At 53.5% G+C, this 25,407-nt stretch carries 20 protein-coding genes; 7 read left to right on the top strand and 13 right to left on the bottom strand.

What is annotated here, in order from left to right; genetic code table 11:
• The first annotated feature begins 326 nt into the window (after nt 1–326).
• Nucleotides 327–2,102, top strand: a complete 1,776-nt coding sequence (locus F7R27_RS16660) for a retention module-containing protein (protein ID WP_151705402.1) — start codon at nt 327–329, stop codon at nt 2,100–2,102.
• A 55-nt stretch (nt 2,103–2,157) separates the two neighbouring features.
• Here F7R27_RS16660 and F7R27_RS16665 read toward each other — a convergent pair whose 3' ends face one another.
• From F7R27_RS16665 to F7R27_RS16685, 5 genes are all read right to left on the bottom strand, one after another.
• Nucleotides 2,158–3,024 (bottom strand): 2OG-Fe(II) oxygenase, encoded by an 867-nt coding sequence (locus F7R27_RS16665; RefSeq protein ID WP_151705403.1) that lies wholly within the window; start codon nt 3,022–3,024, stop codon nt 2,158–2,160.
• 59 nt (nt 3,025–3,083) lie between these two features.
• A complete protein-coding gene (gene pntB / locus F7R27_RS16670) occupies nt 3,084–4,472 on the bottom strand; it encodes a Re/Si-specific NAD(P)(+) transhydrogenase subunit beta (protein WP_151705404.1) in 1,389 nt (462 codons plus the stop codon).
• 10 nt (nt 4,473–4,482) lie between these two features.
• Nucleotides 4,483–6,051 carry a Re/Si-specific NAD(P)(+) transhydrogenase subunit alpha gene (locus F7R27_RS16675; RefSeq protein WP_151705405.1) on the bottom strand — a complete coding sequence of 523 codons (1,569 nt, stop codon included), beginning with the start codon at nt 6,049–6,051 and terminating at the stop codon, nt 4,483–4,485.
• Between the two features lie 317 nt (nt 6,052–6,368).
• Nucleotides 6,369–8,084 carry a proline--tRNA ligase gene (locus F7R27_RS16680; RefSeq protein ID WP_151705406.1) on the bottom strand — a complete coding sequence of 572 codons (1,716 nt, stop codon included), beginning with the start codon at nt 8,082–8,084 and terminating at the stop codon, nt 6,369–6,371.
• Nucleotides 8,085–8,189: 105 nt separating this feature from the next.
• The gene (locus F7R27_RS16685; RefSeq protein WP_151705407.1) at nt 8,190–8,669 is read right to left on the bottom strand and encodes a 2-thiouracil desulfurase family protein; all 480 of its coding nucleotides are present in this window, start codon (nt 8,667–8,669) and stop codon (nt 8,190–8,192) included.
• 228 nt (nt 8,670–8,897) lie between these two features.
• Between F7R27_RS16685 and F7R27_RS16690 the strand changes: the two genes are divergently transcribed.
• The 3 genes from F7R27_RS16690 to F7R27_RS16700 are packed head-to-tail and all read left to right on the top strand — an operon-like array spanning nt 8,898 to nt 11,760.
• Nucleotides 8,898–10,550, top strand: a complete 1,653-nt coding sequence (locus F7R27_RS16690) for an AMP-binding protein (protein WP_151705408.1) — start codon at nt 8,898–8,900, stop codon at nt 10,548–10,550.
• 11 nt (nt 10,551–10,561) lie between these two features.
• Nucleotides 10,562–10,975 (top strand): PaaI family thioesterase, encoded by a 414-nt coding sequence (locus F7R27_RS16695; protein WP_151705409.1) that lies wholly within the window; start codon nt 10,562–10,564, stop codon nt 10,973–10,975.
• 2 nt (nt 10,976–10,977) lie between these two features.
• The gene (locus tag F7R27_RS16700) at nt 10,978–11,760 is read left to right on the top strand and encodes an alpha/beta fold hydrolase (protein ID WP_151705499.1); all 783 of its coding nucleotides are present in this window, start codon (nt 10,978–10,980) and stop codon (nt 11,758–11,760) included.
• Here the strand turns inward: F7R27_RS16700 and F7R27_RS16705 are convergent.
• The 3 genes from F7R27_RS16705 to F7R27_RS16715 are packed head-to-tail and all read right to left on the bottom strand — an operon-like array spanning nt 11,744 to nt 14,398.
• Entirely contained in the window at nt 11,744–12,361 is a 618-nt protein-coding gene (locus F7R27_RS16705) for a response regulator transcription factor (protein ID WP_151705410.1), read from the bottom strand. The genes F7R27_RS16700 and F7R27_RS16705 overlap by 17 nt on opposite strands.
• A gap of 35 nt (nt 12,362–12,396) precedes the next feature.
• A complete protein-coding gene (locus F7R27_RS16710; protein ID WP_240776417.1) occupies nt 12,397–13,920 on the bottom strand; it encodes a PAS domain-containing sensor histidine kinase in 1,524 nt (507 codons plus the stop codon).
• Between the two features lie 4 nt (nt 13,921–13,924).
• A complete protein-coding gene (locus F7R27_RS16715; protein WP_151705411.1) occupies nt 13,925–14,398 on the bottom strand; it encodes a MaoC family dehydratase in 474 nt (157 codons plus the stop codon).
• Nucleotides 14,399–14,588: 190 nt separating this feature from the next.
• Here F7R27_RS16715 and F7R27_RS16720 point away from each other — a divergent pair, with 190 nt between their 5' ends.
• A complete protein-coding gene (locus F7R27_RS16720; protein WP_151705412.1) occupies nt 14,589–16,358 on the top strand; it encodes an acyl-CoA dehydrogenase C-terminal domain-containing protein in 1,770 nt (589 codons plus the stop codon).
• Between the two features lie 178 nt (nt 16,359–16,536).
• Here the strand turns inward: F7R27_RS16720 and F7R27_RS16725 are convergent, their stop codons facing one another.
• The 5 genes from F7R27_RS16725 to codB form a co-directional block, all read right to left on the bottom strand.
• Nucleotides 16,537–17,061 carry a GNAT family N-acetyltransferase gene (locus tag F7R27_RS16725; protein ID WP_206060546.1) on the bottom strand — a complete coding sequence of 175 codons (525 nt, stop codon included), beginning with the start codon at nt 17,059–17,061 and terminating at the stop codon, nt 16,537–16,539.
• A 169-nt stretch (nt 17,062–17,230) separates the two neighbouring features.
• Complete coding sequence (locus F7R27_RS16730; RefSeq protein WP_151705414.1) at nt 17,231–18,490, bottom strand: hypothetical protein; 1,260 nt, start codon at nt 18,488–18,490, stop codon at nt 17,231–17,233.
• A gap of 107 nt (nt 18,491–18,597) precedes the next feature.
• Complete coding sequence (gene codA / locus F7R27_RS16735; RefSeq protein ID WP_151705415.1) at nt 18,598–19,848, bottom strand: cytosine deaminase; 1,251 nt, start codon at nt 19,846–19,848, stop codon at nt 18,598–18,600.
• 11 nt (nt 19,849–19,859) lie between these two features.
• Complete coding sequence (locus tag F7R27_RS16740) at nt 19,860–21,071, bottom strand: PucR family transcriptional regulator (protein ID WP_151705416.1); 1,212 nt, start codon at nt 21,069–21,071, stop codon at nt 19,860–19,862.
• A complete protein-coding gene (codB, locus tag F7R27_RS16745) occupies nt 21,068–22,324 on the bottom strand; it encodes a cytosine permease (protein ID WP_151705417.1) in 1,257 nt (418 codons plus the stop codon). The genes F7R27_RS16740 and codB overlap by 4 nt, the downstream gene beginning before the upstream one ends.
• Nucleotides 22,325–22,654: 330 nt before the next feature.
• Here codB and fabV point away from each other — a divergent pair, with 330 nt between their 5' ends.
• The gene (gene fabV / locus F7R27_RS16750) at nt 22,655–23,848 is read left to right on the top strand and encodes an enoyl-ACP reductase FabV (RefSeq protein ID WP_151705418.1); all 1,194 of its coding nucleotides are present in this window, start codon (nt 22,655–22,657) and stop codon (nt 23,846–23,848) included.
• Between the two features lie 253 nt (nt 23,849–24,101).
• On the top strand, nt 24,102–25,382 hold the full coding sequence (locus tag F7R27_RS16755) for a hypothetical protein (RefSeq protein WP_151705419.1): 1,281 nt from the start codon (nt 24,102–24,104) through the stop codon (nt 25,380–25,382).
• Nucleotides 25,383–25,407: the final 25 nt, after the last annotated feature.

The raw sequence follows: 25,407 nt of genomic DNA on the forward strand, positions 1-25,407 counted from the left end.
TAACCAAAGTGAAAACGGGTATCGCTGTCCCCGAGCTCGGGGTAAGTTAAAGGCATGAGCCGTATACGAGGCCCGTACGTACGGTTCTGTGAGAGGGATGAGGCGGTGACGCCTCACCCTACTCGATTATCACCATGACACTGTCACGACAGTATCTATATGCTGCATTTTCATTTCACAGCCTGTGCAATTGAATCTAATTCCGTACGAATTGTACGGTAGTACAATATTAATCACCTATGATTCAGTCATAATCAGATTGTGCTAATACTAGAAGCCATGCTTTTAAAGGTTAGTCATCCAATATCCTGATAGAGGTAAAGACCATGAGTGATATAGCTGTTGTCATGGAGCTTGCCGGCGATGCCTGGGCAAGAGGAGAGGATGGATCCTTACGAATTTTACAAGTGGGCGACACGCTGTCGACTGGCGAAGTGCTGGTAACCGCAGCGGGTACCCGAATCAGTCTGGATTTTGGCGGCGGTGAGCAGGTAGTGTTCACCGGCGAACAGAATATCCCGATGACAGAAAGCATGGCGGCGGGCACAGTTCCGGCACCTGTTGAAAATATTGTTCAGGATCAGAGCATCGATGATCTGCTGGCAGCTCTTGAGGGCGAGGGCGACCTGCTGGATGACCTCGAAGCGCCTGCTGCCGGAGCTGAAGGGGGCGATGGTGGTGATGGCCATGGCTTTGTTCGGTTGGATCGTATCTCGGAAGAGGTAGGGGATCAGGAGTTTAACTTTGAAGGTACTGAAACTGACGGGTTTGAAGTCCAGTTTGCTGCTGGTGAGCTGCCCGAAGAAGAGGAGCCAGTCGTTGAGGAGCCTGTTGAAGAGCCGATTGTTGAAGAACCTGTAGTAGAGGAGCCTGAAGAGGAAGAGCCAGCCGAAGAAGAGCCAGTTTTTGTAGCACCTCCAACTGATCCTGCGATTCCTGCACCCGTTCCCGAGCCGGCTCCTGAACCAGAGCCAGAACCAGAACCAGAACCAGAACCAGAGCCAGAGCCAGAACCAGAACCAGAACCAGAACCAGAGCCAGAACCAGAGCCAGAGCCAGAGCCAGAGCCAGAGCCAGAGCCAGAGCCAGAGCCAGAGCCAGAGCCAGAACCAGAACCAGAACCAGAGCCAGAACCAGAACCAGAACCAGAACCAGAACCAGAACCAGAACCAGAGCCAGAGCCAGAGCCAGAGCCAGAACCAGAACCAGAGCCAGAACCAATTGGTATTGCGAATATGACCGCACATACCTCAGGCCAGGGTGAAAGTTCTGGTAATTATGCAAACAACAACGGACTTACCTCTGCTGCTATAGCAAACCATCAGTCTGCAGTTGTTTCTTATGTTGATGGTTACTATGGCGTTGATCACAAAAGCCAGACTGATAGCATGGGTATTGATACGAATGAAGCATTGCTTGTACACCTGAGTGGGCCAGTAAGCAGTGTGACATTTGAAATCAATGGCCAGGTCGCAGGTTCCTATTGGCATGCGTTCAATGCAGATGGCGGTCGTGTGGGCGGTGGACCTCTGTCCGGCATTGGTGAGCAAACGTTCGCTCTTGAAGGAGAGGGTGAATATTTCAAGTATATCGCTTTTGATGGAGGGCAACTGACTGGCGGTGGCCAGCCTTTAGGGGCAGACTTTTTGATCAAGCCTCTAAGTTATGTAGACATGGGTGGTAACTCTGGGAATTTTGAGCCCTTTGTAGTTCAAGAAACAGAAGTAGAAATAGAAACAGAAACAGCTACTTACAATGCGACTACAGATGATGATACCTTCGATGGAGAAGATGGAGTCGTTGATACTTTCGTCTGGACCTTGTCAGATGTCGGAGGGGTGGACCAGGTCAACAACTTCAACCTGTCTGAGGAGGATGCATTGGATATCCAAGACCTCCTGTCAAATAAGGGAAATGATGACTCTATAGAGGATTATATCCAGATAACGCAGTCCGGCGATGATACTACTATATTCATTAGCACTACTGGAGAGTTGGGTGAGTCCGGTGCTGGTGCTGATCAGACCATTGTAGTAGCTGATACCACTACACAAGAGATAATCGATCACCTGATCGATCAGGGCATTTCTGGTCTGGAATAGTGCATATTCACTGAACTGAAATCCAAGGGCCGGCCTATTAACCGGCCCTTTTTTCTCATTCTTTAACCCTGAAAGCCCCCTCCCGTTGCCAATAGGTCACTATGATCTTCGTTCCCTTGATTACCGGTGTGCCGGCATGAAGGGAGGTCATATCAGGTTCGCCCGATACATCCATGTCAGTAAAGAAAATAGCACCACCAGCGTTCGGGTAGACCTCTATTCCACTGCCTGGAAATCGTGTGCCGCCCCCTTCTTCCGGTATCGCCAGATAGACCACAGTCGTGCCGACGCGCTGCCCACCACGTTGCAGGTGCAATGCCGAGCCAGGGTTTTCGGGGTTGAACCAGTCGTAATGGGCCTTATACTCCTGCCCGGGTTCATATTGCAGCATTTGCAGGCCTTCACCGTTCTCGACCGGCCATCCGGTCAGGTTGGCCAGGCGTGTTTCCAGCATATCGATCAAGCTGGTTTCTGCACGGGTAAAAAACACGCTGGTACTTGTACGCGCATGGTGTTCGATACTTTGGCCTGTCCCGCTGTCTACAACGCCGGATTTTCTTAACCCCTTGCTGTAGGCATAATCGATCAGCGCCTTGCACTCCTCAGCGCTGAGGAGCTGGTCGAGCAAAACAGCATGTGGTTTCTCGAAACGACTCAGTACACGGACTGGCTGTCCATCACCATTGGTCACGCTGGCGGATTGCTTGATTGCAGGCAGGGGTTTACGCCAGTCTCTGGGTATACCCAGGAGAGTCAGCCCCTCATCCAGTGCCTGTGCCGCTTTCTCTCTATCCCAGGCGCCAGATGCCATACGCTTCAGCATTTCTGCAGGAGAGCAGTTGCGCTGCAGGTTATCCAGTATCCATTGGCGCCAACGCTCTCCCTGAAGGTCTATTGCCATTGGCGGCGGGTTATCAGTCATGATGTGTCCTCTCCAAGCTCTGAACCCTTATTCTTGTACACTTCCTGACTGATATCAACTCACTCCAACGCATGCGCAATCCTGTGCACACTCTCCTTCGCATCCCCAAACAGCATCCGCGTGTTCTCTTTATAGAACAGCGGGTTCTTCACACCAGCATAACCAGTTGCCATACTGCGCTTGAGTACCACACACAGGCGAGCATTCCAGACTTCCAGCACCGGCATGCCGGCAATCGGGCTGTTGGGGCGTTCGATGGCGTCCGGGTTGACGATATCGTTGGCCCCGATGACCAACACGACATCGGTCTTTTTAAAGTCGGGGTTGATCTCGTCCATCTCCATGACGATATCATAGGGCACGTTAGCCTCGGCCAGCAGTACGTTCATATGGCCGGGTAGTCGGCCAGCCACCGGGTGGATCGCAAAGCGTACCGTCTTGCCTTTTTTGCGCAACACATCGGTCAGGTCGCTGACAGCGGTCTGAGCTGTAGCTACCGCCATACCGAATCCTGGCACGATGATCACGCTGTCGGCCATATCCAGCGCATCAGCCAACTCTTCAAAGGTTGTCGCGACCACCTCGCCATGATCTTCATCACCACCTGTTGCTGAGGAGTCGGTACCGAATCCACCCAGTATCACGCTGATGAATGATCGGTTCATGCCACGGCACATGATATAGGAGAGGATTGCACCGCTCGAGCCGACCAGTGCGCCGACCACGATCAGGAGGTCATTCGATAGCATGAAGCCTGTGGCAGCGGCGGCCCATCCGGAGTAGCTGTTGAGCATGGAGATCACGACCGGCATATCGGCACCACCGATAGCCGCGATCAGATGGATACCCAGCAGCAGCGCGATGATAGTCATCACCAGTATCAGGAAGGCTGCACCGCCATTGGGCGACTGAGGCACCACGATAAACAGCATCAGCACTATAACGATCAGTGCGACCAGGTTCAGCAGGTGGCGTGCCGGAAGCGTCAGTGGTTTGCCGGAGATAAAGCCCTGCAGTTTACCGAACGCCACCAGTGAGCCGGTCAGGGTAATCGCCCCAATGAAGATCCCCAGATAGATCTCGGTATTGTGAATCACCATCGCTGAGCCGGTGTAATGATAACCAGGGTCCAGATAGCTGTTCCAGCCAATCAGAACAGCAGCCAGTCCGACAAAACTGTGCAGCATCGCTACCAGTTGCGGCATTGCAGTCATTTCGACACGATGTGCCAGGACGAGGCCAATCGCCGCACCGATCGTCATTACCAGTGCGATCAGCCAGTAAGCCTGTACCGATGCACTGAAGATAGTGGCCAGCACAGCCACCACCATACCGGTGACACCATACCAGTTACCGCGTTTGGCGGTTTCCTGTGAGCTCAGCCCTCCCAGGCTCAGAATAAACATCACGGCGGAAAAAAGGTACGCCATCGAGATAGTGCCTATCATAACGCTCTCCTTATTTCCGGAACATTTTCAGCATGCGGTGAGTGACATAAAAGCCACCGGCAATATTGATGCTGGTAACAAACACGGCAATGGTGGCCAGTATCGGCACTATCACGCTGCCCTCAACCGAGATCTGCAGCAAAGCCCCGACGATCACGATGCTGCTGATTGCATTGGTCACGCTCATCAGTGGTGTATGCAGGCTGTGTTTCACGTTCCAGATCACCTGCCAGCCGACAAAAATGGCGAGCACAAAGATAAAGAAGTGCACGACAAAATCAGGTGGCGCAACCGATCCCAGCGAGAGCAGCAGAACACCGGCAATCGCCCAGTAAGTGGCGATGGTTCTGGCGGAAGCTTTTGGTTTCTCTTTTGGTTTTTCAATGGGTGGGGCTGCTGCCGCTAGTTTGGTGCCGCCATCCTGAGGTGCCGGGCGAATCGGTGGTGGCCAGGTGATCTCTCCCTGATGCACCACCGTGAAGCCGCGCTGTACTTCATCCTCCATATTCAACACGATCTCGCCATTGGATTCGGGTGTCAGGTCGCTCAGCAGATGTACCAGGTTGGTTGAGTAGAGCTGTGACGACTGAGCAGCCAGCCGCGCAGGCAGGTTGGTATAGCCGATGATGGTGACGCCGTGCCGCACCACTACCTCTTCAGGTACTGTCAGTTCACAGTTACCTCCATTGGCAGAGGCCAGATCCACTATGACGCTGCCATCCTTCATCGACTCCACCATATCGGCCAGAATCAGTTTCGGCGCTGGTTTGCCGGGAATGAGGGCAGTGGTGATGATGATATCGACATCCTTCGCCTGCGCCCGGAACAGCGCCATCTCGGCCTCAATGAACTCCTTGCTCATCTCCTTGGCATAGCCCCCTGCACCTGTTCCATCCTCATTGAAATCCAGTTCCAGAAACTCTGCGCCCATACTCTCGATCTGATCCTTGACCACCGGTCGGGTATCGAAGGCACGCACGATTGCGCCCATTGATTTGGCCGTGCCGATGGCAGCCAGGCCAGCTACACCAGCACCAATGATCATCACCTTTGCAGGCGGGACCTTGCCTGCTGCCGTGATCTGACCGGTAAAAAAGCGACCGAACACATTGGCAGCTTCTATCACCGCACGATAACCCGCGATATTGGCCTGCGAGCTGAGGGCATCCATCTTCTGCGAACGTGAAATACGGGGGACTGCATCGATGGCAAAGGCGGTAACGCCTCTATCGGCAAGCTTCTGCAGCATCTCCGGGTTGAGTGCTGGCTGCAGAAAGCTGACAAAATAAGTGCCTGGTTTCATCAGGGCCACCTCATCGCCGTTTTTCAGGTCAGGGCGAATCTGAGGGGCGTTAACCTTGAGCAGAATATCAGCTCGGGTATAGGTTTTGGCCGGTGTAGTGATCTCGGCGCCTGCGGCTTGATAGGCCTCATCAGTGAAGTGAGCGGCGGCACCTGCACCTCGCTCAACCACAACCGAATAGCCCAGCTTGATCAGCTTGGCGACGGTATCGGGGGTGGCTGCGACGCGGGTTTCGTCTTTACTGGTTTCCTTGGGGATAGCAACGGTTAATGACATGCAGTAGCTCCCATACTGGCGACGAAGGAGGCCCTTGTCTTAAGGAGAGCCCTTGTCTTTCAGCATCAGATGTTATTTTTGTTGTTGATAGCCGGTCGTATCGGGTGCACCTGTTCCTGGGAGGAACCATTCAGCACCGGGTTGCATGATAAGCGTTGTACATAACGTCAGGATTAGCAAGTATTTTGCTGAAACTTCGGGAAGCCAGGTCGGTATTAAGCGGGAGGTCGTTGTCAGGAAAATGTCGCTGTAAGGAAGAGATCCCGGCTGCATCAGTCGATGCAACCGGAACCTGAATCAAGGCAGGGGGAAAGTGATCAACTCAGCTGTTGTTGCAGGAAAGACACCAGCTGATCCACTGCAATATCCTGAGACTCGCCGTCGCGACGCCCCTTGTATTCCAGCTGACCGTTACCCAGACCACGCTCAGAGATCACCACACGATGCGGAACACCGATCAGTTCCATATCCGCAAACTTGACGCCAGGGCGCTCCTTGCGATCATCCAGCAGCACATCGATACCGGCTGCCTGAAGCTGGGCATACAGCTCATCTGATTTCACCTGAACCGCTTCGGACTTGTCATAGTTCAGGGGTACCAGCGCAACGGTGAACGGAGCCAAGGCCAGTGGCCAGATGATGCCATTCTCGTCATGGTTCTGCTCAATGGACGCCGCCACTACACGGGTCACGCCGATACCGTAGCAGCCCATCTCCATGATGGCGGCTTTGCCGTTTTCATCCAGGACGGTAGCATTCATGGCGCTGGAGTAGCTGTTGCCGAGCTGGAATACGTGGCCGACTTCGATGCCGCGCTTGATCTCCAGCTTGCCTTCGCCACAGGGGCTGGGATCTCCGGCCACGACATTACGCAGATCGGCGACTTCGGGCAGTGGCAGATCGCGTTCCCAGTTGATGCCGAAATAGTGCTTGTCATCAATATTGGCACCGGCACCGAAGTCCGCCATTTTCGCTACGGTACGGTCGATGATCACAGGGATCGGCATGTTGATCGGGCCAAGTGAACCTGGGCCTGCACCAATGATCGGGCGGAACTGCTCCTCGGTTGCGAACTGCAGAGGTGCAGCTACCTGAGGCAGTTTTTCAGCTTTGACTTCGTTCAGTTCATGATCGCCACGGATCAGCAGCGCGACAAAATCAGCGTCTACTTCGTCACTGGCTACCACGATCAGGGTTTTGATCGTCTTCTCGATCGGCAGGTTATACTGTTCGACCAGTTGCGCAATCGTTTTGGTGTTTGGCGTATCCACCAGACGCAACTCTTCAGAAGGTGCCGCGCGCTCTCCGGCTGGTGCAACCGCTTCTGCCTTCTCGATATTGGCGGCATAGCTGCTGCTGTCGGAGAAGGCAATATCATCTTCGCCAGAGGAGGCCAGTACATGGAACTCATGCGATGAGTTGCCGCCGATGGAGCCGTTGTCAGCCAGTACTGGACGGAAATCCAGACCCAGACGGGTAAAGATGCGAACGTAAGCGTCGTACATCCGGTCGTAGGTTTCCTGCAGCGACTCGCGGTTGCTGTGGAAGGAGTAGGCATCTTTCATGATGAACTCACGTGAGCGCATCACACCAAAGCGTGGGCGTATCTCGTCACGGAATTTTGTCTGTATCTGATAGAAGTTGGCTGGGAGCTGCTTATAGCTCTTGATCTCGCGACGAATCATGTCGGTGATCACCTCTTCATGGGTCGGACCAACGCAAAAATCGCGGTCATGACGATCCTTCAGGCGCAGCAGTTCAGGGCCATACTTTTCCCAGCGGCCTGATTCCTGCCAGAGCTCTGCCGGCTGGATGGCTGGCATCAACACTTCCAGAGCGCCTGCGGCTTCCATCTCTTCGCGAACAATACGCTCTACCTTGCGCAGGGTGCGCAGGCCCATCGGCAACCAGGTGTACAGGCCTGATGCCAGTTTGCGGATCATGCCGGCACGCAGCATCAGCTGATGGCTGATCACCTCGGCATCGGTCGGGGTTTCTTTGAGGGTAGAGATCAGGAATTGACTCGCACGCATTATCTTTGGGTTCCGTATCAGACGAAAAATAGCCCCCATTTTAGGGGGCTATCGAAGCGGTAACAAGTCGAAGTTCAATTTCTGCTCAATAAGAGCGCGCGTTATTCAGGCCGCAGCATCTCCCTGCTGCTCCATGAAAGTGATCAGCTCATTGATCTGGCGCTCATTGAAAACGGGGATCCCGTTACGAATCAGTTCGGCCGCAGCGACGCCCGGCGCATCGGTCAGTTTGCCGGAAAAACTGCCATCATAAATCTGTTTGTTGCCACAGGAGGGGCTGCGTGACTTCATCAGAGCACAGCAGCAGTTGTGCTTGCGTGCCAGCTCCAGAGCGGCCTCGGCTCCTGCGAGATACTGTGGGGTGACATCTTCACCTTCGCTGGTCTGTATCAGTATGGGAAACCGCGATTGTGTTTCGGCGGGTGGGCGAGGGGTGGGGAGTCCTCCCAGCACCTCAGGGCAGGCCATCACAATTCGGCCCTCTTCTTTCCATTTTTTCAGTGCCGGGTGGTCCAGAAGGCTGTGTTTGCCATCAAAACGGACTTTCTCGCCCATGAAGCAGGCACTGACCAGAATATTACCCATAACGCATAAACTCTTGATTGGTGATTTTTATTATTATCCGCCACAAATTTTACCGTCTTATTGCATGGCTGGCGAATTTTGTGCGCATTGTGCTGTAAAAGAGTGTTGTCGTAAAGACTGATAAGTGATATTACTTAGGGGATAACCCTAATAATAAACCACTGTACAGGATGTACAGCAAACCGTTGATGCAGGATGCGCAGGAGCGGTGAACAGAGGATTTCCAGCATGAGTACAGAGGCATATTCAGCTTTCTATGCCAGATTCAATCCGGAGCAACTGGCGGCCGAGGTGCTGCAGGGCAGCCTGGACACAGGGCTCAACGTCTGTGTCGAGATCTGTGACAAGTGGGCGAGTGATCCCGATCGAGTAGCTTTGTACTATGAGGGGGTCGAGCGCCCGGCCCAGACCCTGACTTTTGCGCAGCTGCAATCCTCAGCCGCCCGTTTTGCCAACTATCTCAAGTCCCAGGGGATTGGAAAGGGCGATAGAGTTTCCGCTTTGCTGCCTCGCTGTCCTGAGCTGTTGGTCGTGATTCTCGGTACGCTGCGTGCCGGTGCCGTGTATCAACCGCTGTTCACAGCTTTCGGCTCAGGCGCCATCGCTTATCGCTTCGAGCGTGCGGAGACGCGTCTGGTCGTCACAGACAGTGCCAACCGCAGCAAGCTTGATGACGTCAAGGATTGCCCGACGATACTCAGAGTGACGGAAGAGGGAGCCGATGCGCATGAGGATGCGGACTTCCATGCCCAGTTGCAGCAGCAGTCTGACCAGTTTGAGCCGGTGATGATCTCGGGCGATGACCCCTTCCTGCAGATGTTTACGTCGGGTACTGTCGGTAAAGCCAAAGGGGTAGCTGTGCCTGCCAGAGCCTTGCTCTCCTTTTATGTCTACATGAAGTACGCGCTGGATCTGCGCCCGGAAGACAAGTTCTGGAATGTGGCGGATCCCGGCTGGGCCTATGGCCTCTATTATGCTGTGACCGGCCCGCTGTTGTTGGGGCATGCCACGCATTTCAATGAGCACGGTTTCACCCCGGATACGACCTATCAGATGATTCGTAAATACGGCATCACCAATCTGGCAGCTGCGCCGACCGCTTATCGACTGCTGATGGCAAACGACCATCTGTTGCCTGAAGGGGAGAGCATGGGCCTTCGAGTAGCCAGCAGTGCCGGTGAGCCGTTGAATCCCGAAGTGGTGAGCTGGGTCAAACGCCGTCTGGGATGCCCGGTAATGGACCAGTATGGCCAGACTGAAACCGGTATGACCTGCTGCAACCATCACGCGCTTGAACACCTGGAACGTGCCGGTTCGATGGGCTACTCCATGCCCGGTCATCGTGTCGTGGCACTCAACGGTGCTTATGAAGAGGTGGGCCCGGGTGAGACCGGTCAACTGGCAGTAGATGTACAGGAGTCGCCGCTGTTTTTCTTTGACGGCTACACCTGGGGCGAGAAGGACCCCTTCCAGGGGCGTTACTACCTGACCGGTGATGTGGTGATTGCACACGGTGATGGCAGCTTCTCCTTCTCGGGTCGGGACGATGATATCATTACCACGGCGGGCTATCGTGTCGGGCCTGCTGATGTCGAGAGTACTCTGCTGGAGCATCCGGCGGTGGCCGAGTCGGGGGTTGTCGGTAAGCCAGACCCGCAGCGGGGTGCTATCATCAAGGCCTATGTCGTGATCAAGCCCATGTATGATGCGGATGAGTCGCTCCGGCATGACTTGCAGACTCTGGTTCGTGAGCGCCTGTCGACCCATGCCTTTCCACGTGAGGTCGAGTTTGTGACTGAGCTACCGAAAACACCCAGTGGAAAGATTCAGCGCTTTATTCTGCGTAACCGCGCCCGTGAAGAGTTTGATCAGGCGATCTGAGGAGCAAACCTATGAAAATGGATCTGCAGGCATTGCAGATATTTCTGGCCGAGCAGTTCCCCCAGGGGGCTCGTTTTGGCCAGATAGAAGCAGCAGGGGATGGTTGGGCGCACTTCAGGTTGCCGATCAGCGACGAGCATCTGCGCCCCGGTGCTACCGTATCCGGGCCCTCTCTGATGGCGTTGGCAGATGTAGCCCTTTATGGTGCGTTGCTGAGCCGAATCGGCCCGGTAGCACTGGCGGTGACTATTAATCTGAATATCAACTTTCTGCGCAAGCCTTCGCCTGAAAGGGATATTCTGGCGAAGGCCAGTATGCTCAAGGTGGGGCGTAGGCTGGGGATGGGGGAAGTTTATCTCTATTCCGAAGGAAACGATGATCCGGTTGCCCACGCCACACTGACCTATTCGATTCCGGAGCATTGATGATGATGCCGGTGGTTCGAGATTATCCTGTGCAACTGAGCCCGGAGGTGCAGCTTCAGGTCAGGCATATCGAGCGGGTTGGTGGCGGGCCGACGCTGGTGCTGCTGCATGAGGCGCTAGGCAATATCGCGCTATGGCGCGATTTCCCCGAGCAGATCAGCGAGGCAACAGGGCTGGATGTGCTGGTGTATGAGCGTCTTGGCTATGGGGCATCATCTCCGATCACGCTGCCTCGCCCAGATGATTATCTGGAGCAGGAAGGGCGCATCTGGCTGCCGAAACTGCTGGATGCACTTGAGCTGGAGCAGGCGATACTGCTCGGGCACAGTGATGGCGGCTCAGTTGCTTTGGTGGGCGCAGCGGTGTCGCCCCGTGTCATCGGGCTGATCACCATGGCGGCACACATTCAGGTGGATGATCTGACGCTGGCAGGGATAAGGCAAACCCTTGAGCGTTACCAGAGCTCCGATCTGCCGGAGCGCCTGGCGCGCTACCATGGTGATCGTACCGATCTACTGTTCCGTGCCTGGCATGAAACCTGGCTCAGAGACTCCTTTCAGTCCTCATTCAATCTGACACCCTGGCTCAATCAGATTCAGTGTCCAGCTCTAATCATGCAGGGAGTGGATGACAGCTACGGCCTGCCGGAGCAGGTGACAGACATTGCCCGTGGCATAGGCTCACAGGCAACGCCTCACTTTATCCCGGCCTGCGGCCATAGCCCGCATCTGGAGCAACCCGAAGCCAGCATTGAGGAGATTCGGCGTTTTATTCTGGCGCTTTAATCTCGGCACTCATGCGCACCAGTTGGGCCAGATTGTCTGCACGCATCTTGCTCATCACCCGTGAACGGTGCACCTCCACCGTTTTCGGGCTGATCCCCAGAATATCCGCGATCTCACGGTTGGCCTTACCGTTTACCACCAGTTGCATCACTTCGCATTCGCGCTGACTCAAACTGTCGTAGCGAGCCTGTACCTGACGTTGCTGCCGCAATTGCTGAAAGCGTTTTTCCGCCTCCTGCAAGCCCTTGTTGATCAGCCTAAGCATCTGCTGCTCATCAAACGGCTTCTCGATGAAATCCACCGCGCCATTTTTCATCGCGTTTACCGCCATCGGCACATCACCGTGTCCGCTGATCACGATAATTGGCAGCAGTATCTCCCGATCCTTCATGATCTGCTGCAGCGCCAGGCCGTTGATCTCTGGCATCCGCACATCCAGCAGCATGCAGCCCTGCCTGCCGTCATACTCCTCGAGGAATTCCCGTGCAGAGGCAAAGGCTTCAACCGGGTAGTCGGAAGACTCCAGCAACCACTTCACCGATTCGCGAAAGTCATCGTCATCGTCGACGATAAACACTGATTCCTGAGCTGATGTATTCATGTTGATGCCCTTTGTGTTGTATGCGTATATTTTTCTTATTCGCCGCTCTTTAATGGCAGCTTGAAATGAAATCGGGTGCCTGACGCCGGGTCGCTATCGGCCCAGAGTTGGCCCCCATGCTGTTCTATGATGGTGCGCGAGATTGATAATCCCATGCCAAGGCCATTCGCCTTGGTTGTCATGAAAGGCTCGAACAGTCCCCGCAATCGCTCTTCAGAGATGCCGCAGGCCTTGTCAATCACACTGACCTGCAGGTGCTGGTCCAGCTGTTTTGTCTGGATAATGACCTGACGTTCGCGCCCCTGTTGATTATCGTATGCTTCAATCGCATTCCTGACCAGATTGAGCAGCACCTGCTCGATTTGAACCCGATCAGCCTCCACCATCAGGTTGCCTTCAAAACGGAATGTGAATTTGATGTTGTAATCACTGGCCTCCTGATGCAGAAAGCGGGTGACCTCCTCACAGGTCTCATTGATCGGAAACAGAATGCGCTGATAGTCGGTGCGCCTTACAAAACGTCTAATCCGTTTGATGATCTCTGCGGATCGGTGCGCCTGACGTGATATCAGCTCCATCGCCTGGGCGACTTCGCTTACTTCGCGGATCTTGCCCTCTTCGATACGTCGTTGAGTACCGTTGCAGTAGTTCAGAATGGCCGCGAGCGGTTGGTTGATCTCATGCGCCAGTTCGGTGGCCATCTCGCCGACCGACAGCACCCGCGACATGTGTGCCATTTCCAGTTGTTGACGCTTGGACTGTTCCTCGGCCTTGCGCTGCAGGGTGATATCACGTCCGATAATGGAGTAGTACTCCACCTGCCGATTACCATTACGGCTGCGATGCGCGATGATCTCACGCAGCTCAGCGACCCGCTCCAGGCTGCCGGGCGGTAACAGAGGAATGCTGCCGTACCAGACACCATGCAGCGCAGCGTGTTGCAACGCCGGTTCGATCATCTCCTGCAGAACCTGCTTCGGGAAGAGCTGGTCGAGGTAAAGCACGACCGGGTTTTCCTGCTCCAGCCCCAGAGTCCGGTAAGCGGACTCGTTGATATAGGTAAGCTGATGCGTGCGGTGATTACAGAACAGGATCATATCCGAGGCGGCTTCAACTACGCGCGCGAGGCGGCGGGTGGATTGCTGGGCCAGCTCCCGCTCGGTGATATCGCGTGAAACGCAGATCACCTCCAGCGGCTTGCCATCCTCATCACGGATGGTACGGCTGGTGGTTTCCAGCCAGATATAATGCCCATTCTTGTGTCGATAGCGGTAGGTGTTGGTGTACATGCCGCGACTGTAACGAACACTGTCGGCGCGTTTCTTGAGATTATCGGCATCGTCGGGATGAAACAGCGCATAGCCCGACATGCCGATAATTTCGTCCACCCTGTACCCCAGAATACGCTCGACCGCCGGGCTGACATCGATATAGGTCCAGTCCGGGGTCGCCGCATTGCGTGAGATCATATCAGTGGACTGCTCAGCCAACAGACGATAGCGATCCGCTTTGCGGCGACACTCCGCCAGCTCCTGCTCCAGTTCGCTGATGCGGTCCACAGTCTTACTCGCCGCTGTTTGCTTGTTGAGCAGCTGTCTGTTGGGCGTCTGCCGGGCGTCTGTCGACCATGAAGGTCCCCTCGCCGGTGGCAACAACAGTTTCGCCAACGGTTACTTCTGTGCTCATCTTGACCCGACGGCGGCGCTCATCAATCTCTGTTACGGTCAGTGTTGCCTTGACCGTATCACCGATATGCACCGGTGCCTTGAACTTGATCTGCTGATCGATATAGATCGCACCAGGGCCAGGCAGACGGGTACCGGCCACTGTGGAGATCAACGCAGCACTGAACATACCGTGCACGATACGCGTGCCAAAGGGAGTGGTCTTGGCGTATTCCTCGTTAATGTGAATCGGATTGTTATCACCCGATACCCCGGCAAACATATACACATCGGCCTCGGAAACGGTTTTGGCATAGGATGCGCTCATTCCGACCTCAAGGTCTTCAAGATAGTAGCCGTGCAGATCCTGCATTATTTCACTCCTCGGGAAATTAATTATCAAAATGGTTCATGTTCAGCACCAATCTGGGTGATTTTGTACTTATTCGTCACATTTGTCATGCTAGAATAGGTAAAAACCCTATTAACGCTGCGGCATCATCACTACGCAGACGGGTGATGGATCAAGAGCAAAAATCTGAACAGTAACAGAAGGTTGATGTATGGCTGACTATAACGCACCGCTGAAAGACATGAAACTGGCTCTGAATCAGGTTGCACGGATGACGCAGCTATCGGCAATGCCGCGTTTTGAGGATGCATCGGCCGATATGGTTGATGCGATTCTGGAAGAGGCATCCCGCGTTTCCCGTGATGTAATTGCACCCACTAACTGGGAAGGGGATCAGCAGGGCGTCAAGCTTGGTCCGGACGGTGTTGTCTGCCCTGAAAGCTTCCACGGGGTCTATCAGCAGTACGCAGAAGGTGGTTGGGGTTCACTGCAGTTTGATCCCGAATATGGCGGCCAGGGGATGCCATACCTGCTGTCTGTACCGGTTATGGAGATGTGGCAGTCGGCCAACCTCTCCTGGGGTCTCTGCCCACTGCTGAGCCAAGGCGCGGTTGAGTGCCTCTATCTGAATGCCAGCGATGAATTGAAAAATATCTACCTGCCCAAGCTGATCAGCGGTGAGTGGGCAGGCACCATGAACCTGACCGAAGGCGGGGCGGGCTCCGACCTGTCTCAGGTGCGTTGCAAGGCAGAACCGCAAGACGATCATTATCTTATTTCGGGTGAGAAGATCTTCATCACCTGGGGTGATCACAGTCTGACTGAGAACATCGTACACCTGGTGCTGGCTCGTCTGCCGGACGCACCGGCTGGTGTGCGGGGCATCTCGCTGTTCCTCGTGCCCAAGTATCTGGTCAATGCTGATGGTTCCCTGGGTGAGCGTAACCGTGCCGGTGCACTGTCACTGGAGCATAAGCTCGGTATCCATGCCAGCCCGACCTGTGTGATGGAGTTTGATGGTTCTGTGGGCTACCTCGTGGGTGAACCCAACCGTGGTCTGGCCTGCATGTTCACCATGATGAATAATGCCCGCCTGGGTGTCGGTCTGCAGGGCGTATCCATCTCTGAGCGGGCCTATCAGAAGGCGTTGATTTTTGCCGGTGAGCGTATTCAAGGGCCTGCAGTCGGTTCCCGTGAACCGGGTCCGATCATTCGCCACGGTGATGTGCGTCGCATGTTGCTGACGATGAAATCATTGACCGAAGCGGCACGCGCTCTGACCTATGATGCCTGTGGCAGCCTGGATTTTGCTGAGCATGCCGAGGATGCTGCACAACGTGAAGATGAGCGTGCCCGAGCAGCCTTGCTGACGCCTATCGTTAAGGGCTGGTGTACCGAAATCGCTCAGGAAGTCACCTCTCTGGGGGTGCAGATTCACGGCGGTATGGGCTTTATCGAAGAGACAGGTGCTGCACAGTTCTTCCGTGATGCACGTATCCTGCCGATCTATGAAGGCACCAATGGTATCCAGGCTCTGGATCTGGTTGGTCGTAAAACCACGATGGATAAAGGTCGTGCGCTGACAGCATTGATCGCTGAAATGCGCGCAACTATCGCTGGTGCTGAGCATTTTTCTGATCTTGCCGCTGAACTGGAAAATGGCGTCAAGGCGCTGGAAGTCGCCCGTGATCTGTTGTTGCAAGGGTACGAGGCGGATGCACAGCTGCCGGGTGCCATTGCCTACAACTTCATGATGCTGGCTGGCACAGTAACAGGTGGCTGGGAGCTGCTGCGTCAGGCTGAAGCGGCCAAAGCGATGCAGCAAAGCAGTGATGACAGCTTCTATGCGGCCAAGCAGAGCACTACTCGCTTCTATTTTGCACAGATCCTGCCGCGCTATCTCGGCTTTGCTCAGATGATCAATGCAGGCAGTGCCACCATCACTGAACTGCCGGAAGAACAGTTCAGCAGTGCCTGGTAATCAGATCCAGATCTGAGTGGAGCTGAATAAGATCAGATAAGGGAGGGCACCATGTCTTCCCTTTTTATGCACAGGGATGTGCAGTATGCTGGCAATGCAGGAGCAATTGTCAGCGATGTTTTATGAATAGCAGGTTTGCCTATTCGGTTAGTGGTCACACCGACTCCACATCGGATGCTCACTCACTGAACATGGGGAGCTTTTTGTAGAAAATAACGGTTGGAAACAGAACTCCGCCGGGTTCAGCAGCGTAATCCGGGATCTCGCCGACACGCTGCCAGCCCAGATGCTGATAGATCGACTCAGCAGGTGAGCCAGCCAGCGTATCCAGGTGGAGCAGAGTGCGGCCCAGGGCAGTGGCCTGTTCTTCAGTCGCTTGCATCAACAGGGATGAAATACCCCTGCCACGATGACTTCTTAGCACAAAGAGTTTCTGGACTTCGGCACGATGTCGCCCATTCTCCTTCTGACAGGGATCAAGCTGAACTGAACCGACAATCCTTCCTTCTTCCTCAGCCAGCAACAGTACGAGTCCTTTGTCCAGTGCCGACAGGACGCCTTGCCAGTACAGCTCAATACTGCTGCGTGAAACAGGCGACAGAAAACCAACCGACGCGCCGCCTTCAATCGCATCAATAAGCAGTTCACTGAGCTGCATAAGAGTATCTGGTTCGGTTGTTGTTATCCGACGTATCGTGATCAAAGCCATCTCCTTAACAGTGCTTCAGAATCGATGATAGTTGCATATTCGCCCTGTAGATTGGCGAGCGGCCTGCTCTGAATCTTTTGAGGCCAGTACCGATTGGTACTCAACTCCCAGCTTCCCCGGGCAGAAAAGTGAACCTGGTGTTCGTGATATATACCCTCAAGTTTCAGTTCAGCGCATGTACCCGCTTGATCTCGGGAATGCTGAGTACCTCATCGACCAGCAGCATCAGTATCTCCTCACGCAGGGGCTCGAAGCCTGTTGGCTCATTGCCCCGGCACTGCGCCTGTGCTGAGTAGCTGATGCCTGAGTGTGCAGGCATCGCTGTGCCAAAGAGGTGATGGATCTGCACACTCTGGCAGCGTGTATACTGATTCTGAACCTTACCACGCAGCACCTTGTCGTGGATCTCTTCGCCATTCCGGCGGGCTCGCACAACATAGCCATAGTCGATCTCAAATGCACCGGTACGCACCTCATGCATATAGAGCACATTTTGGTGTCTTGAGTGAAAGGCGCTGGAAAGAAACAGTGGCTCTTCCGAGTAGTAAACACTCTGCAAGGCCTCTGGTGATTGCTGTTCATTGTGGCGTACCCGCTCTATCTCCAGGGTGATGACACCCGGTTCTGGTGCCGAGCGCCAGGCTATGCCACGAATATGCTCATTCATCAGAAGGATCAAATCATCCTCAAGTAGTCGGTCACCCTGAACGAGCAGCAGGTATACCTCTGCGGTTATCTCCCGAAGTCGCTTGGCAGCGAAATCTGGAAACAGCGGACTGACTGCTGCAATTTCGTCACGTCTGATGTTCAGGTTCGGTAGCTGGTTTTCAATATACTGACGTGTTTCCGAACCGATAGGTTGTTGGCCAGCATAGGCGATCAACTGTGATACTGAACGGGGCTGATACTCGGGGTTCTGCAGGTTTCTGATGGTTTGTCTCATCATCAGGGTTTGATGTTCGGGTTGTTGCAGGGCAGGGAAGTAACCCAGGTCATCTCCGAGATCAAATGCGATGGCGCGGGATCTGTTGCCCTCTGCAACCGTGATGTTGAGCTGTTCATGCAAAGCATGGGCCTGAGCTGCAGGTAGAAAGCCTGCCGATGCTGCCTTGATGATTCTTTCATGAGTGGTGTTGGCATGGGCAGGATTGGTGATCTGGCGCGAGGCGGTCTCAAGCAGATCGAGATAGCAGGCCAGCAATGCCGGATTGCTGTTCATCACCTCGCTGATTTTTCCCTCACCGGTTGCCCGGGACAGTGCGCTGTCTACGTGAACGACTGCATTGGTGCAGTTATCCTTTGAGATGGCAGAGACAGCCTGTTTGGCATGATAAGCTGCCTGAGCCTCAGGCGTTCTCGGATAGATCGAGCAGGCTGATAGTACAAGAGCGAGGCTCACTAAGAGTAGATATCTGATAATCATGAATGTCCCCTGGAACCTTGGAATCAGCTTGGTTTTATGTACGTGACTTTTAATGTACGAGACTTTACTGCACGTGACATGAACAGGAGCTGATTCCTTGGACAGCATCAGATGCTGAAAAGTGCTGGAGTCATGACTTTTGCGGGTTCCTTCTGCATCAATATCCTGCCTTTTCTTACCGACATCAACACCTCACTCTGCATGCGCAGGACGCTATAATCATCCTCACCATCCAGCAGGATAAAGCTGGCCGGTTTGCCCACCTCTATACCATAGCTATCCTGTATCCCCAGCGTGCGGGCACTGTTGTCGGTGATGAAATCAAGTGCATGGCTGAAGTCTTCATAACCCATCATCTGGCAGATATGCAGCCCGAAATCCAGTGTTCGCAGCAAGCGACCGTTACCCAGCGAGTACCAGGGGTCGAAGATCGAGTCTTCGCCAAAGCTGACATTGATTCCGGCTGCGTGCAGCTCTTTTACGCGCGTCACACCTCTGCGTTTTGGAAAGGTATCGAAGCGCCCCTGCAGATGGATGCTTTCTGTCGGGCAGGATACGAAGTTGATACCGGAACGGCCCAGCAGGCGGAACAGTTTAGAACAATAGGCATTGTCGTAGGAGTGCATGGCGGTTGTATGGCTGGCCGTGACTCTGGCGCCCATATCGTTGAACAGTGCCTCTGCGGCCAGCACCTCCAGAAAGCGAGAACCAGGGTCATCCGTTTCGTCGCAATGTACATCGACCAGCTTGTCATATTTGAGGGCCAGTTGAATCAGTGTTTTGACTGAGGCCTCACCCAGCTCGCGGGTATATTCAAAGTGTGGGATGCCGCCAACGACATCAGCACCGGCCTCTATGGCAGATTCAAGCAACTTCGCCCCATCCGGATAGGAGAGAATCCCCTCCTGAGGAAATGCGACCACCTGAATGTCGATGCGATCCTTCAATTCATCTCGCAGCGCGCATAGCGTATGTAGCCCCAGCAAGCTCGGATCTGTTGTATCGACATGCGTACGAATATGCTGAACACCATTGTTGATCAGCAGGTTCAGCGTTTTGAACACGCGGCTGCGGATATCAGTAGCACTCAGCATCGGCTTGCGCTGACTCCAGCGCTCAATGCCTTCGAACAGGGTACCGCTGTGGTTCCACTCCGGTTCGCCTGCGGTGAGGGCTGCGTCCAGATGAATATGTGGCTCTATAAAGGGGGCGCAGATCAGTTTTCCGGCAGCATCCAGTTGTCCGTCTGATCCTTTCAAAGTGCCGTTCTGGCGCTCCATACTGCTGAACAGTCCATTGTCGATACGTATTCTATACAGAGATGGGTTCTGTCGAAGACGTGCGTTGATAATATCCATGAAAGCCTCGTTTAATTACCGATGGAGTGGTGATGCAGTAACATTTGTTCAATTAATAGTGCATTTTGAAGGTTCAGTCGCTGAAAAGCGTCGTTGAGATCTCGTTCAGTCAGCTTTTCAATCGCTTTCAAGCGATTTGTCAGCGTGTTGCGATGAATTTCGAGGGCATAGGCCGTCTCGACATGATGACCTGAGTGACTGAGAAAAACATGCAGCGTTTTTTTGAGCTTTATAAGCCTCGGTTCACGGGAGAAACAGAGTTTCCCTAACTGTTTCTGACAAAAATCGACCAGTAGGTGGCGCTGTGGTATCGCGGCAAACAGCGTGCAAATACCGAGTTGCTCATACAGAAAAATAGACTGGTGAGAGTGATTGATCGCAAAACTTAAGGCCTGCCTGGCTTGCTCTACAGCCTGGGAAAAAGAGATAAGATCCACCTGGGAATCGCTGATGCCTATGGATAGTTCTGGGCCGTGCATCAGCCGTGACAGTGTCTTCAAGGCTTGATCGGCATCTTCCATTTTTTCATGGCTGTCTGAGCCCGAAGGCCACAGCACGATAAAGTCCTGCTCACACACAAGAACCGGCCAATGGTTATTGCGGCGCCTCAATAGTTCATTTAGCTCCTGCTCAAGCAGCGTATGTTGATACAGATGCTCTTTGGTTCCGATTTGATCAGCAGTTTGATTTTTGAAACCGAGCGCCATAACGGAATATTGGCCATTATCAGCTAGTCCTAGTTCGTTGCTTCGCAGATGTATCAGTTCAGGTGCATCAGCAAAGCCATTCATCAGCCTTGTCAGAAATATCCGGACCGATTGCCCAAGAAGGTTATCCTGAACAATTGCCTGGCTGATCACTTCGGTGACGGTGACCATTTTCAGTGCATAGGGCTGCTCCAATAATGGGAAATTCAGTGCGTTGGCCAGTCTCAGTACCGATTGTGGAATTGCTCGAATATAGGTGTCTCCAGTCAGCACAACGAGCCCTGCGACATGATGCTCAACACATTCCCTAATAAGACTGCACAGGCTTTCTTCAGAGCGCAGGAGGTTGATGCCTGTAACAAAAACCAACTCTCCCCCATTAATCCAAAGGGAGATGGATTCATTCTCGGCAATATAGGGCCAACGTACAACTCGTCCAGCACCTTTAAGCCCGGCCCGAAACCGGATGGTTTCGAGGCCAGGCAAGCGCGTTATATCTGCACAACTGATAGTCATGAACGCTCAGTACTCAAATCATGGTTTGCCACGGGGACTTTACTCAGGACCATATAGCCCAGGACGGCACAGATAACGCCCACCACCGGAGGGAGTACTGGCGAAAAATAGGCGGCGGAAGATCCCACAGCATAGGCGCCCAGACCACACCAGTTGAATGCCGGCAGGGACACCTCATCCAGTTTTGGATAGCGCCCTTTGTGGCGTAGCCAGAAGTCGGCCATGATCACGCCGCCGATGGGGGGTATGAAAGTGCCCAGCAGAATCAGAAAAGGGATCAATAAGTTATACATACCACCTACTGCCAGGACTGTGCCGATGGCTGCACCACAGATGGTGATCAACTGGCGTTTATCCGTACGCAACAGGTTGCAACCGGCCACGGAAAAGTTATAGATCGTATTATCCTGAGTGGTCCAGATGTTGAGGAAGAGCATCAAAACAGCAATAACAACAAAACCCTGTGCAATCAGAACATCGACGATATCAGCCTGCTGATAGATCAGAGCACCGAAGGCGCCGGTCAACACCATCAAGCCGTTTCCGACGAAGAACGCCGCCATGGTGGCGATAACGGCTATTTTTGGGCTGGCAGCAAAGCGGCTCCAGTTGGTTGCCTGAGTGCCACCACTGACAAACGTACCGATAATAACCGTGACCGCAGCAGTCATGCTCATACTGTCGGTGGGTGTTAGTCCCACCAGTACGCTCAGGCCACCAATGTCAGTCAGCCCAGTGTAAAGACTGAGCAAAATGAACAGCATCATCGCCGGCACCGCAAAACGTGAGAGCCAGTCCAATCCTTTGTAACCGACCATGGCCGTCACACAGAAGGCAAAACCGAACAGGATCATCAGTGGTGTTTCCAGCGTCTCAGGGAGCCCGGTTGTTTTGATTAATACAATAGCGAGTGTCGCCGTTCCCCACGCATACCAGCCGATCTGTGTGAAACCGAGAATGAAGTCGGATAGCTTGCTGCCTCGTTCACCAAAGCAGAAGCGCCCCATTAATACCGAGTTAAGACCACTTTTACAGGCGATATAAGCCAGTGTTGACGCATAGATGCCGAGCAACAGGTTACCAATCAGAATAACCAGCAGCAGTTGATAAAAACTGAATGAGGTCCCCAGAGACCCTCCTGCCCACATGGTGGCAGTGAAGAAAGTGAAACCAAGCAAAACCAGGGATGTTGAAAGTAGCCCCTTACGTGCACTCGCTGGCACTTCACTCAGTGGATAGTCCGTTTCTTTCATAATTAATCGTCCCGTTAATATTGTTTTTGTACGATTTATGACCGTTGGAAGCATATACCAGTTTTTAGAATTGAACAGGATGCACTGTGTAACAGTGCTTTTTGAACACTGTCGTCGTAAGAGATGATGTGCAGATGGCACAGTTTTTTGGCTCTTGGCAAGACTAATGAAGGAAGTGGTTGTTGAAGTGTATTTTGTTTTTCTGGAAGCGCGCTGAAGCACATCTACTGTCAAAAAACAGTGAAATAGGCTATCTTAACTCACTGTTTCGATTCGTCGAGCTGACGATATCTCCAAACCCTGAGACCTGACAAAGAAAACACGACCGATATGATTATCAAACCTAAGATTCGCGGCTTTATCTGTACAACCACTCATCCTGTTGGCTGTGAGGCCAATGTGCGTGAACAGATCGCCTACACTCGTCAGCAGGGCGAGATCAAGGACGGACCCAAACGGGTTCTGGTTATCGGTGCATCCAGTGGCTATGGCCTGGCGTCGCGTATTGCGGCTGCTTTCGGCTCGGGAGCGGCGACACTGGGTGTGTTTTTTGAAAAGCCTGCAACGGATAAAAAACCGGGCACGGCAGGCTGGTACAATGCCGCAGCCTTTGAAAAATTGGCTCATGAAGCGGGTCTTTACGCCAAGAGTATCAATGGAGATGCCTTTTCTCATGAAGCACGAGCGAAGGTGATTGAGCTGATTCGCGCCGACCTGCAGCAAGTTGATCTGGTGGTTTACTCGCTGGCATCGCCGGTGCGCAAGTTGCCCGATAGTGGCGAAGTGGTGCGCTCTGTACTGAAGCCGATTGGCAAGCCTTACCACTCAACCGCAATTGACACCAATAAAGATGTGATCATCGAGACAGCTGTCGAGCCTGCGACCGAGCAGGAAGTGGCGGACACCGTGACCGTCATGGGTGGTGAAGACTGGCAACTCTGGATTGAAGCACTGTCGGATGCTGGAGTGCTGGCCAAAGGTTGCAAAACGGTGGCTTACAGCTACATTGGTTCAGACATCACCTGGCCGATCTACTGGGATGGTGCACTGGGTAAGGCCAAGCAGCATCTGGATGATACCGCCAAGCGTCTGGGCCAGCACCTGAACAGTCTCGATGGCCAGGCCAATGTTGCTGTGCTCAAGTCTGTTGTGACTCAGGCAAGCTCCGCAATTCCGGTCATGCCGCTTTATCTGGCGATGGCGTTCAAGGTGATGCGCGAGCAGGGCATTCATGAGGGCTGCATGGAGCAGGTCTATCGTCTGTTCAGCACCGGTCTGTATGGCAGCAGCGCGCAGATGGATGAAGATCAGCGCTACCGGCTGGATGACTGGGAGCTGCGTGCTGACGTGCAGGACGCCTGCCGCAAGATCTGGCCTCAGGTCACCAGCGAGAACCTGTTCGAGCTGACGGACTATGCCCTCTACAAGGATGAGTTCCTGAAGCTGTTTGGATTTGGCATCGAAGGCATAGATTACGAAGCGGATGTGAATCCGGAAGTACCGTTTGATGTGATTGAAATCTGATATTGATGATGCTTGTCATTATCAGGTGACAAGTAAATCGAATATCAGGATAATCGAAAATATGGGCTTGTAGTCTATTCAGTACTGCAGGCCTTTTTCATTATAGTACTCAGACACCACGCATGATGGCTAGAAGCTGTATGCGTTTGATATACGCTGGCTGATTTTTATAAGCAGTCTTATCAGCAGTGCAGGCTTGAACTCAAGCCATCAAAAAGGGCATGGATGTCTGAATAGAATCAAGGATCTGATCATGCTGAAGTTTTTCAAGCAACACACACTCCAATTAGGTATTGCTGCTGCCATGCTCGGTAGTCTGTCTGCTCAGGCAGTCACTATTGAATCTGGTAAAGGGAGTGTTCTCCTTTTTCCGGTTTATACCACTGAGCTGGGCTGGGATTCCTATCTGAATATTCAAAGTCCACATGGTTTTGCCCGCATTGTGTTTCGTGATGCAGAGTCGGGAACCGTAGTCAGAAGCTTTAATGTCTATAACAGCTCTGTCTGGCGTGCCAGTCTCAGCCAGCAGGCAGGTGGTACCACCCTGCGAGTGGCCGAAGGGAGCTGTCTGGTCCATGAGGACGGCTTTGTAGAGGGAGCTGGCGCTGAAATTCAGATCGGTGCATCTGTAGGGATGGTTGAAGTCTATTCAGAAGGTGATGCTGAAAGCGGAAATTTTGTTGAATGGGAAAACATCCGTTCCCTCAGTTGCTCTACAATTTCAGGGCGTTGGGGGCCGGGAGGAAGCTGGTCAGCAAACGCTCCCAGCATTGGTTACCCTAGCACATTGACTGGCGAAATGATTCTGATCAATGTTCAGAGGGGGCTTGCCGCTCAGTATATTCCAGTTGGTCTAAACCGATTCAATGCAGGCTTGCCTCATACAGCCCCTTCCAGTGCGCACCCCAACCTGACAGATGCCAGGCCGCGCTTGAACAGTTTTGATCCCCCACTGTGGGGTGATGTTACCCCGGCAGAAGGCTTGGAGTTGGTTGCCGATGCCCTGCGCGCCTCCTCATTAACGAATGATGTCACGTTACTGGACAGCGTCGATGCGCGCACTGACTGGATCATCAGCTACCCGTTGCAGGGCTATGGCTATACCAAGCCCTATCAGGTCACACTGAATGGCGTTCAACGCTATTGTGATACCTTCGGGCTGCCGGCCAAAGCTGGCCGCCCCTCTGTTACGCTGGTTCCCGCGGTGCAAACAGGGATGTTGATCAGCAGTGCCGGGACCGACTCTCAGGTAAGCAACGCTTCGCCTGAAGCGGATGTGTCGCTGTGCAATGCCGTTAACTTCGTTGCATTCGGTGATAAGCAATCCTGGTTGGCTGATGAGCAGAGCAGCCTGCTTAACCGTATCCCCGCAGATCTATTAGTCGGTCAATCCAACAGGGTCAAGTGGACAATGGCACAGCCTCAGCCGGTAGTGGCATTCAGACTGACGACCCTGGTAAATGGGACGCTCTCAGGTGGCAGTGTACTGGCCAACTACGCCGTGATGCAGCAGCATCAGACACAGAAGCCCTGATAGTTTGACAATGACAGAATAGAAA

It is taken from the genome of Nitrincola alkalilacustris, assembly GCF_008973755.1.
Classification (GTDB): Bacteria; Pseudomonadota; Gammaproteobacteria; order Pseudomonadales; family Balneatricaceae; genus Nitrincola; species Nitrincola alkalilacustris.

What these genes read in the sequence shown, in the direction of transcription:
- F7R27_RS16660 (WP_151705402.1), top strand. Translation starts at nt 327, where the DNA reads ATGAGTGATATAGCTGTTGTCATGGAGCTTGCCGGCGATGCCTGGGCA.
- F7R27_RS16665 (WP_151705403.1), bottom strand. Translation starts at nt 3,024, where the DNA reads ATGACTGATAACCCGCCGCCAATGGCAATAGACCTTCAGGGAGAGCGT.
- pntB (WP_151705404.1), bottom strand. Translation starts at nt 4,472, where the DNA reads ATGATAGGCACTATCTCGATGGCGTACCTTTTTTCCGCCGTGATGTTT.
- F7R27_RS16675 (WP_151705405.1), bottom strand. Translation starts at nt 6,051, where the DNA reads ATGTCATTAACCGTTGCTATCCCCAAGGAAACCAGTAAAGACGAAACC.
- F7R27_RS16680 (WP_151705406.1), bottom strand. Translation starts at nt 8,084, where the DNA reads ATGCGTGCGAGTCAATTCCTGATCTCTACCCTCAAAGAAACCCCGACC.
- F7R27_RS16685 (WP_151705407.1), bottom strand. Translation starts at nt 8,669, where the DNA reads ATGGGTAATATTCTGGTCAGTGCCTGCTTCATGGGCGAGAAAGTCCGT.
- F7R27_RS16690 (WP_151705408.1), top strand. Translation starts at nt 8,898, where the DNA reads ATGAGTACAGAGGCATATTCAGCTTTCTATGCCAGATTCAATCCGGAG.
- F7R27_RS16695 (WP_151705409.1), top strand. Translation starts at nt 10,562, where the DNA reads ATGAAAATGGATCTGCAGGCATTGCAGATATTTCTGGCCGAGCAGTTC.
- F7R27_RS16700 (WP_151705499.1), top strand. Translation starts at nt 10,978, where the DNA reads ATGATGCCGGTGGTTCGAGATTATCCTGTGCAACTGAGCCCGGAGGTG.
- F7R27_RS16705 (WP_151705410.1), bottom strand. Translation starts at nt 12,361, where the DNA reads ATGAATACATCAGCTCAGGAATCAGTGTTTATCGTCGACGATGACGAT.
- F7R27_RS16715 (WP_151705411.1), bottom strand. Translation starts at nt 14,398, where the DNA reads ATGCAGGATCTGCACGGCTACTATCTTGAAGACCTTGAGGTCGGAATG.
- F7R27_RS16720 (WP_151705412.1), top strand. Translation starts at nt 14,589, where the DNA reads ATGGCTGACTATAACGCACCGCTGAAAGACATGAAACTGGCTCTGAAT.
- F7R27_RS16730 (WP_151705414.1), bottom strand. Translation starts at nt 18,490, where the DNA reads ATGATTATCAGATATCTACTCTTAGTGAGCCTCGCTCTTGTACTATCA.
- codA (WP_151705415.1), bottom strand. Translation starts at nt 19,848, where the DNA reads ATGGATATTATCAACGCACGTCTTCGACAGAACCCATCTCTGTATAGA.
- F7R27_RS16740 (WP_151705416.1), bottom strand. Translation starts at nt 21,071, where the DNA reads ATGACTATCAGTTGTGCAGATATAACGCGCTTGCCTGGCCTCGAAACC.
- codB (WP_151705417.1), bottom strand. Translation starts at nt 22,324, where the DNA reads ATGAAAGAAACGGACTATCCACTGAGTGAAGTGCCAGCGAGTGCACGT.
- fabV (WP_151705418.1), top strand. Translation starts at nt 22,655, where the DNA reads ATGATTATCAAACCTAAGATTCGCGGCTTTATCTGTACAACCACTCAT.
- F7R27_RS16755 (WP_151705419.1), top strand. Translation starts at nt 24,102, where the DNA reads ATGCTGAAGTTTTTCAAGCAACACACACTCCAATTAGGTATTGCTGCT.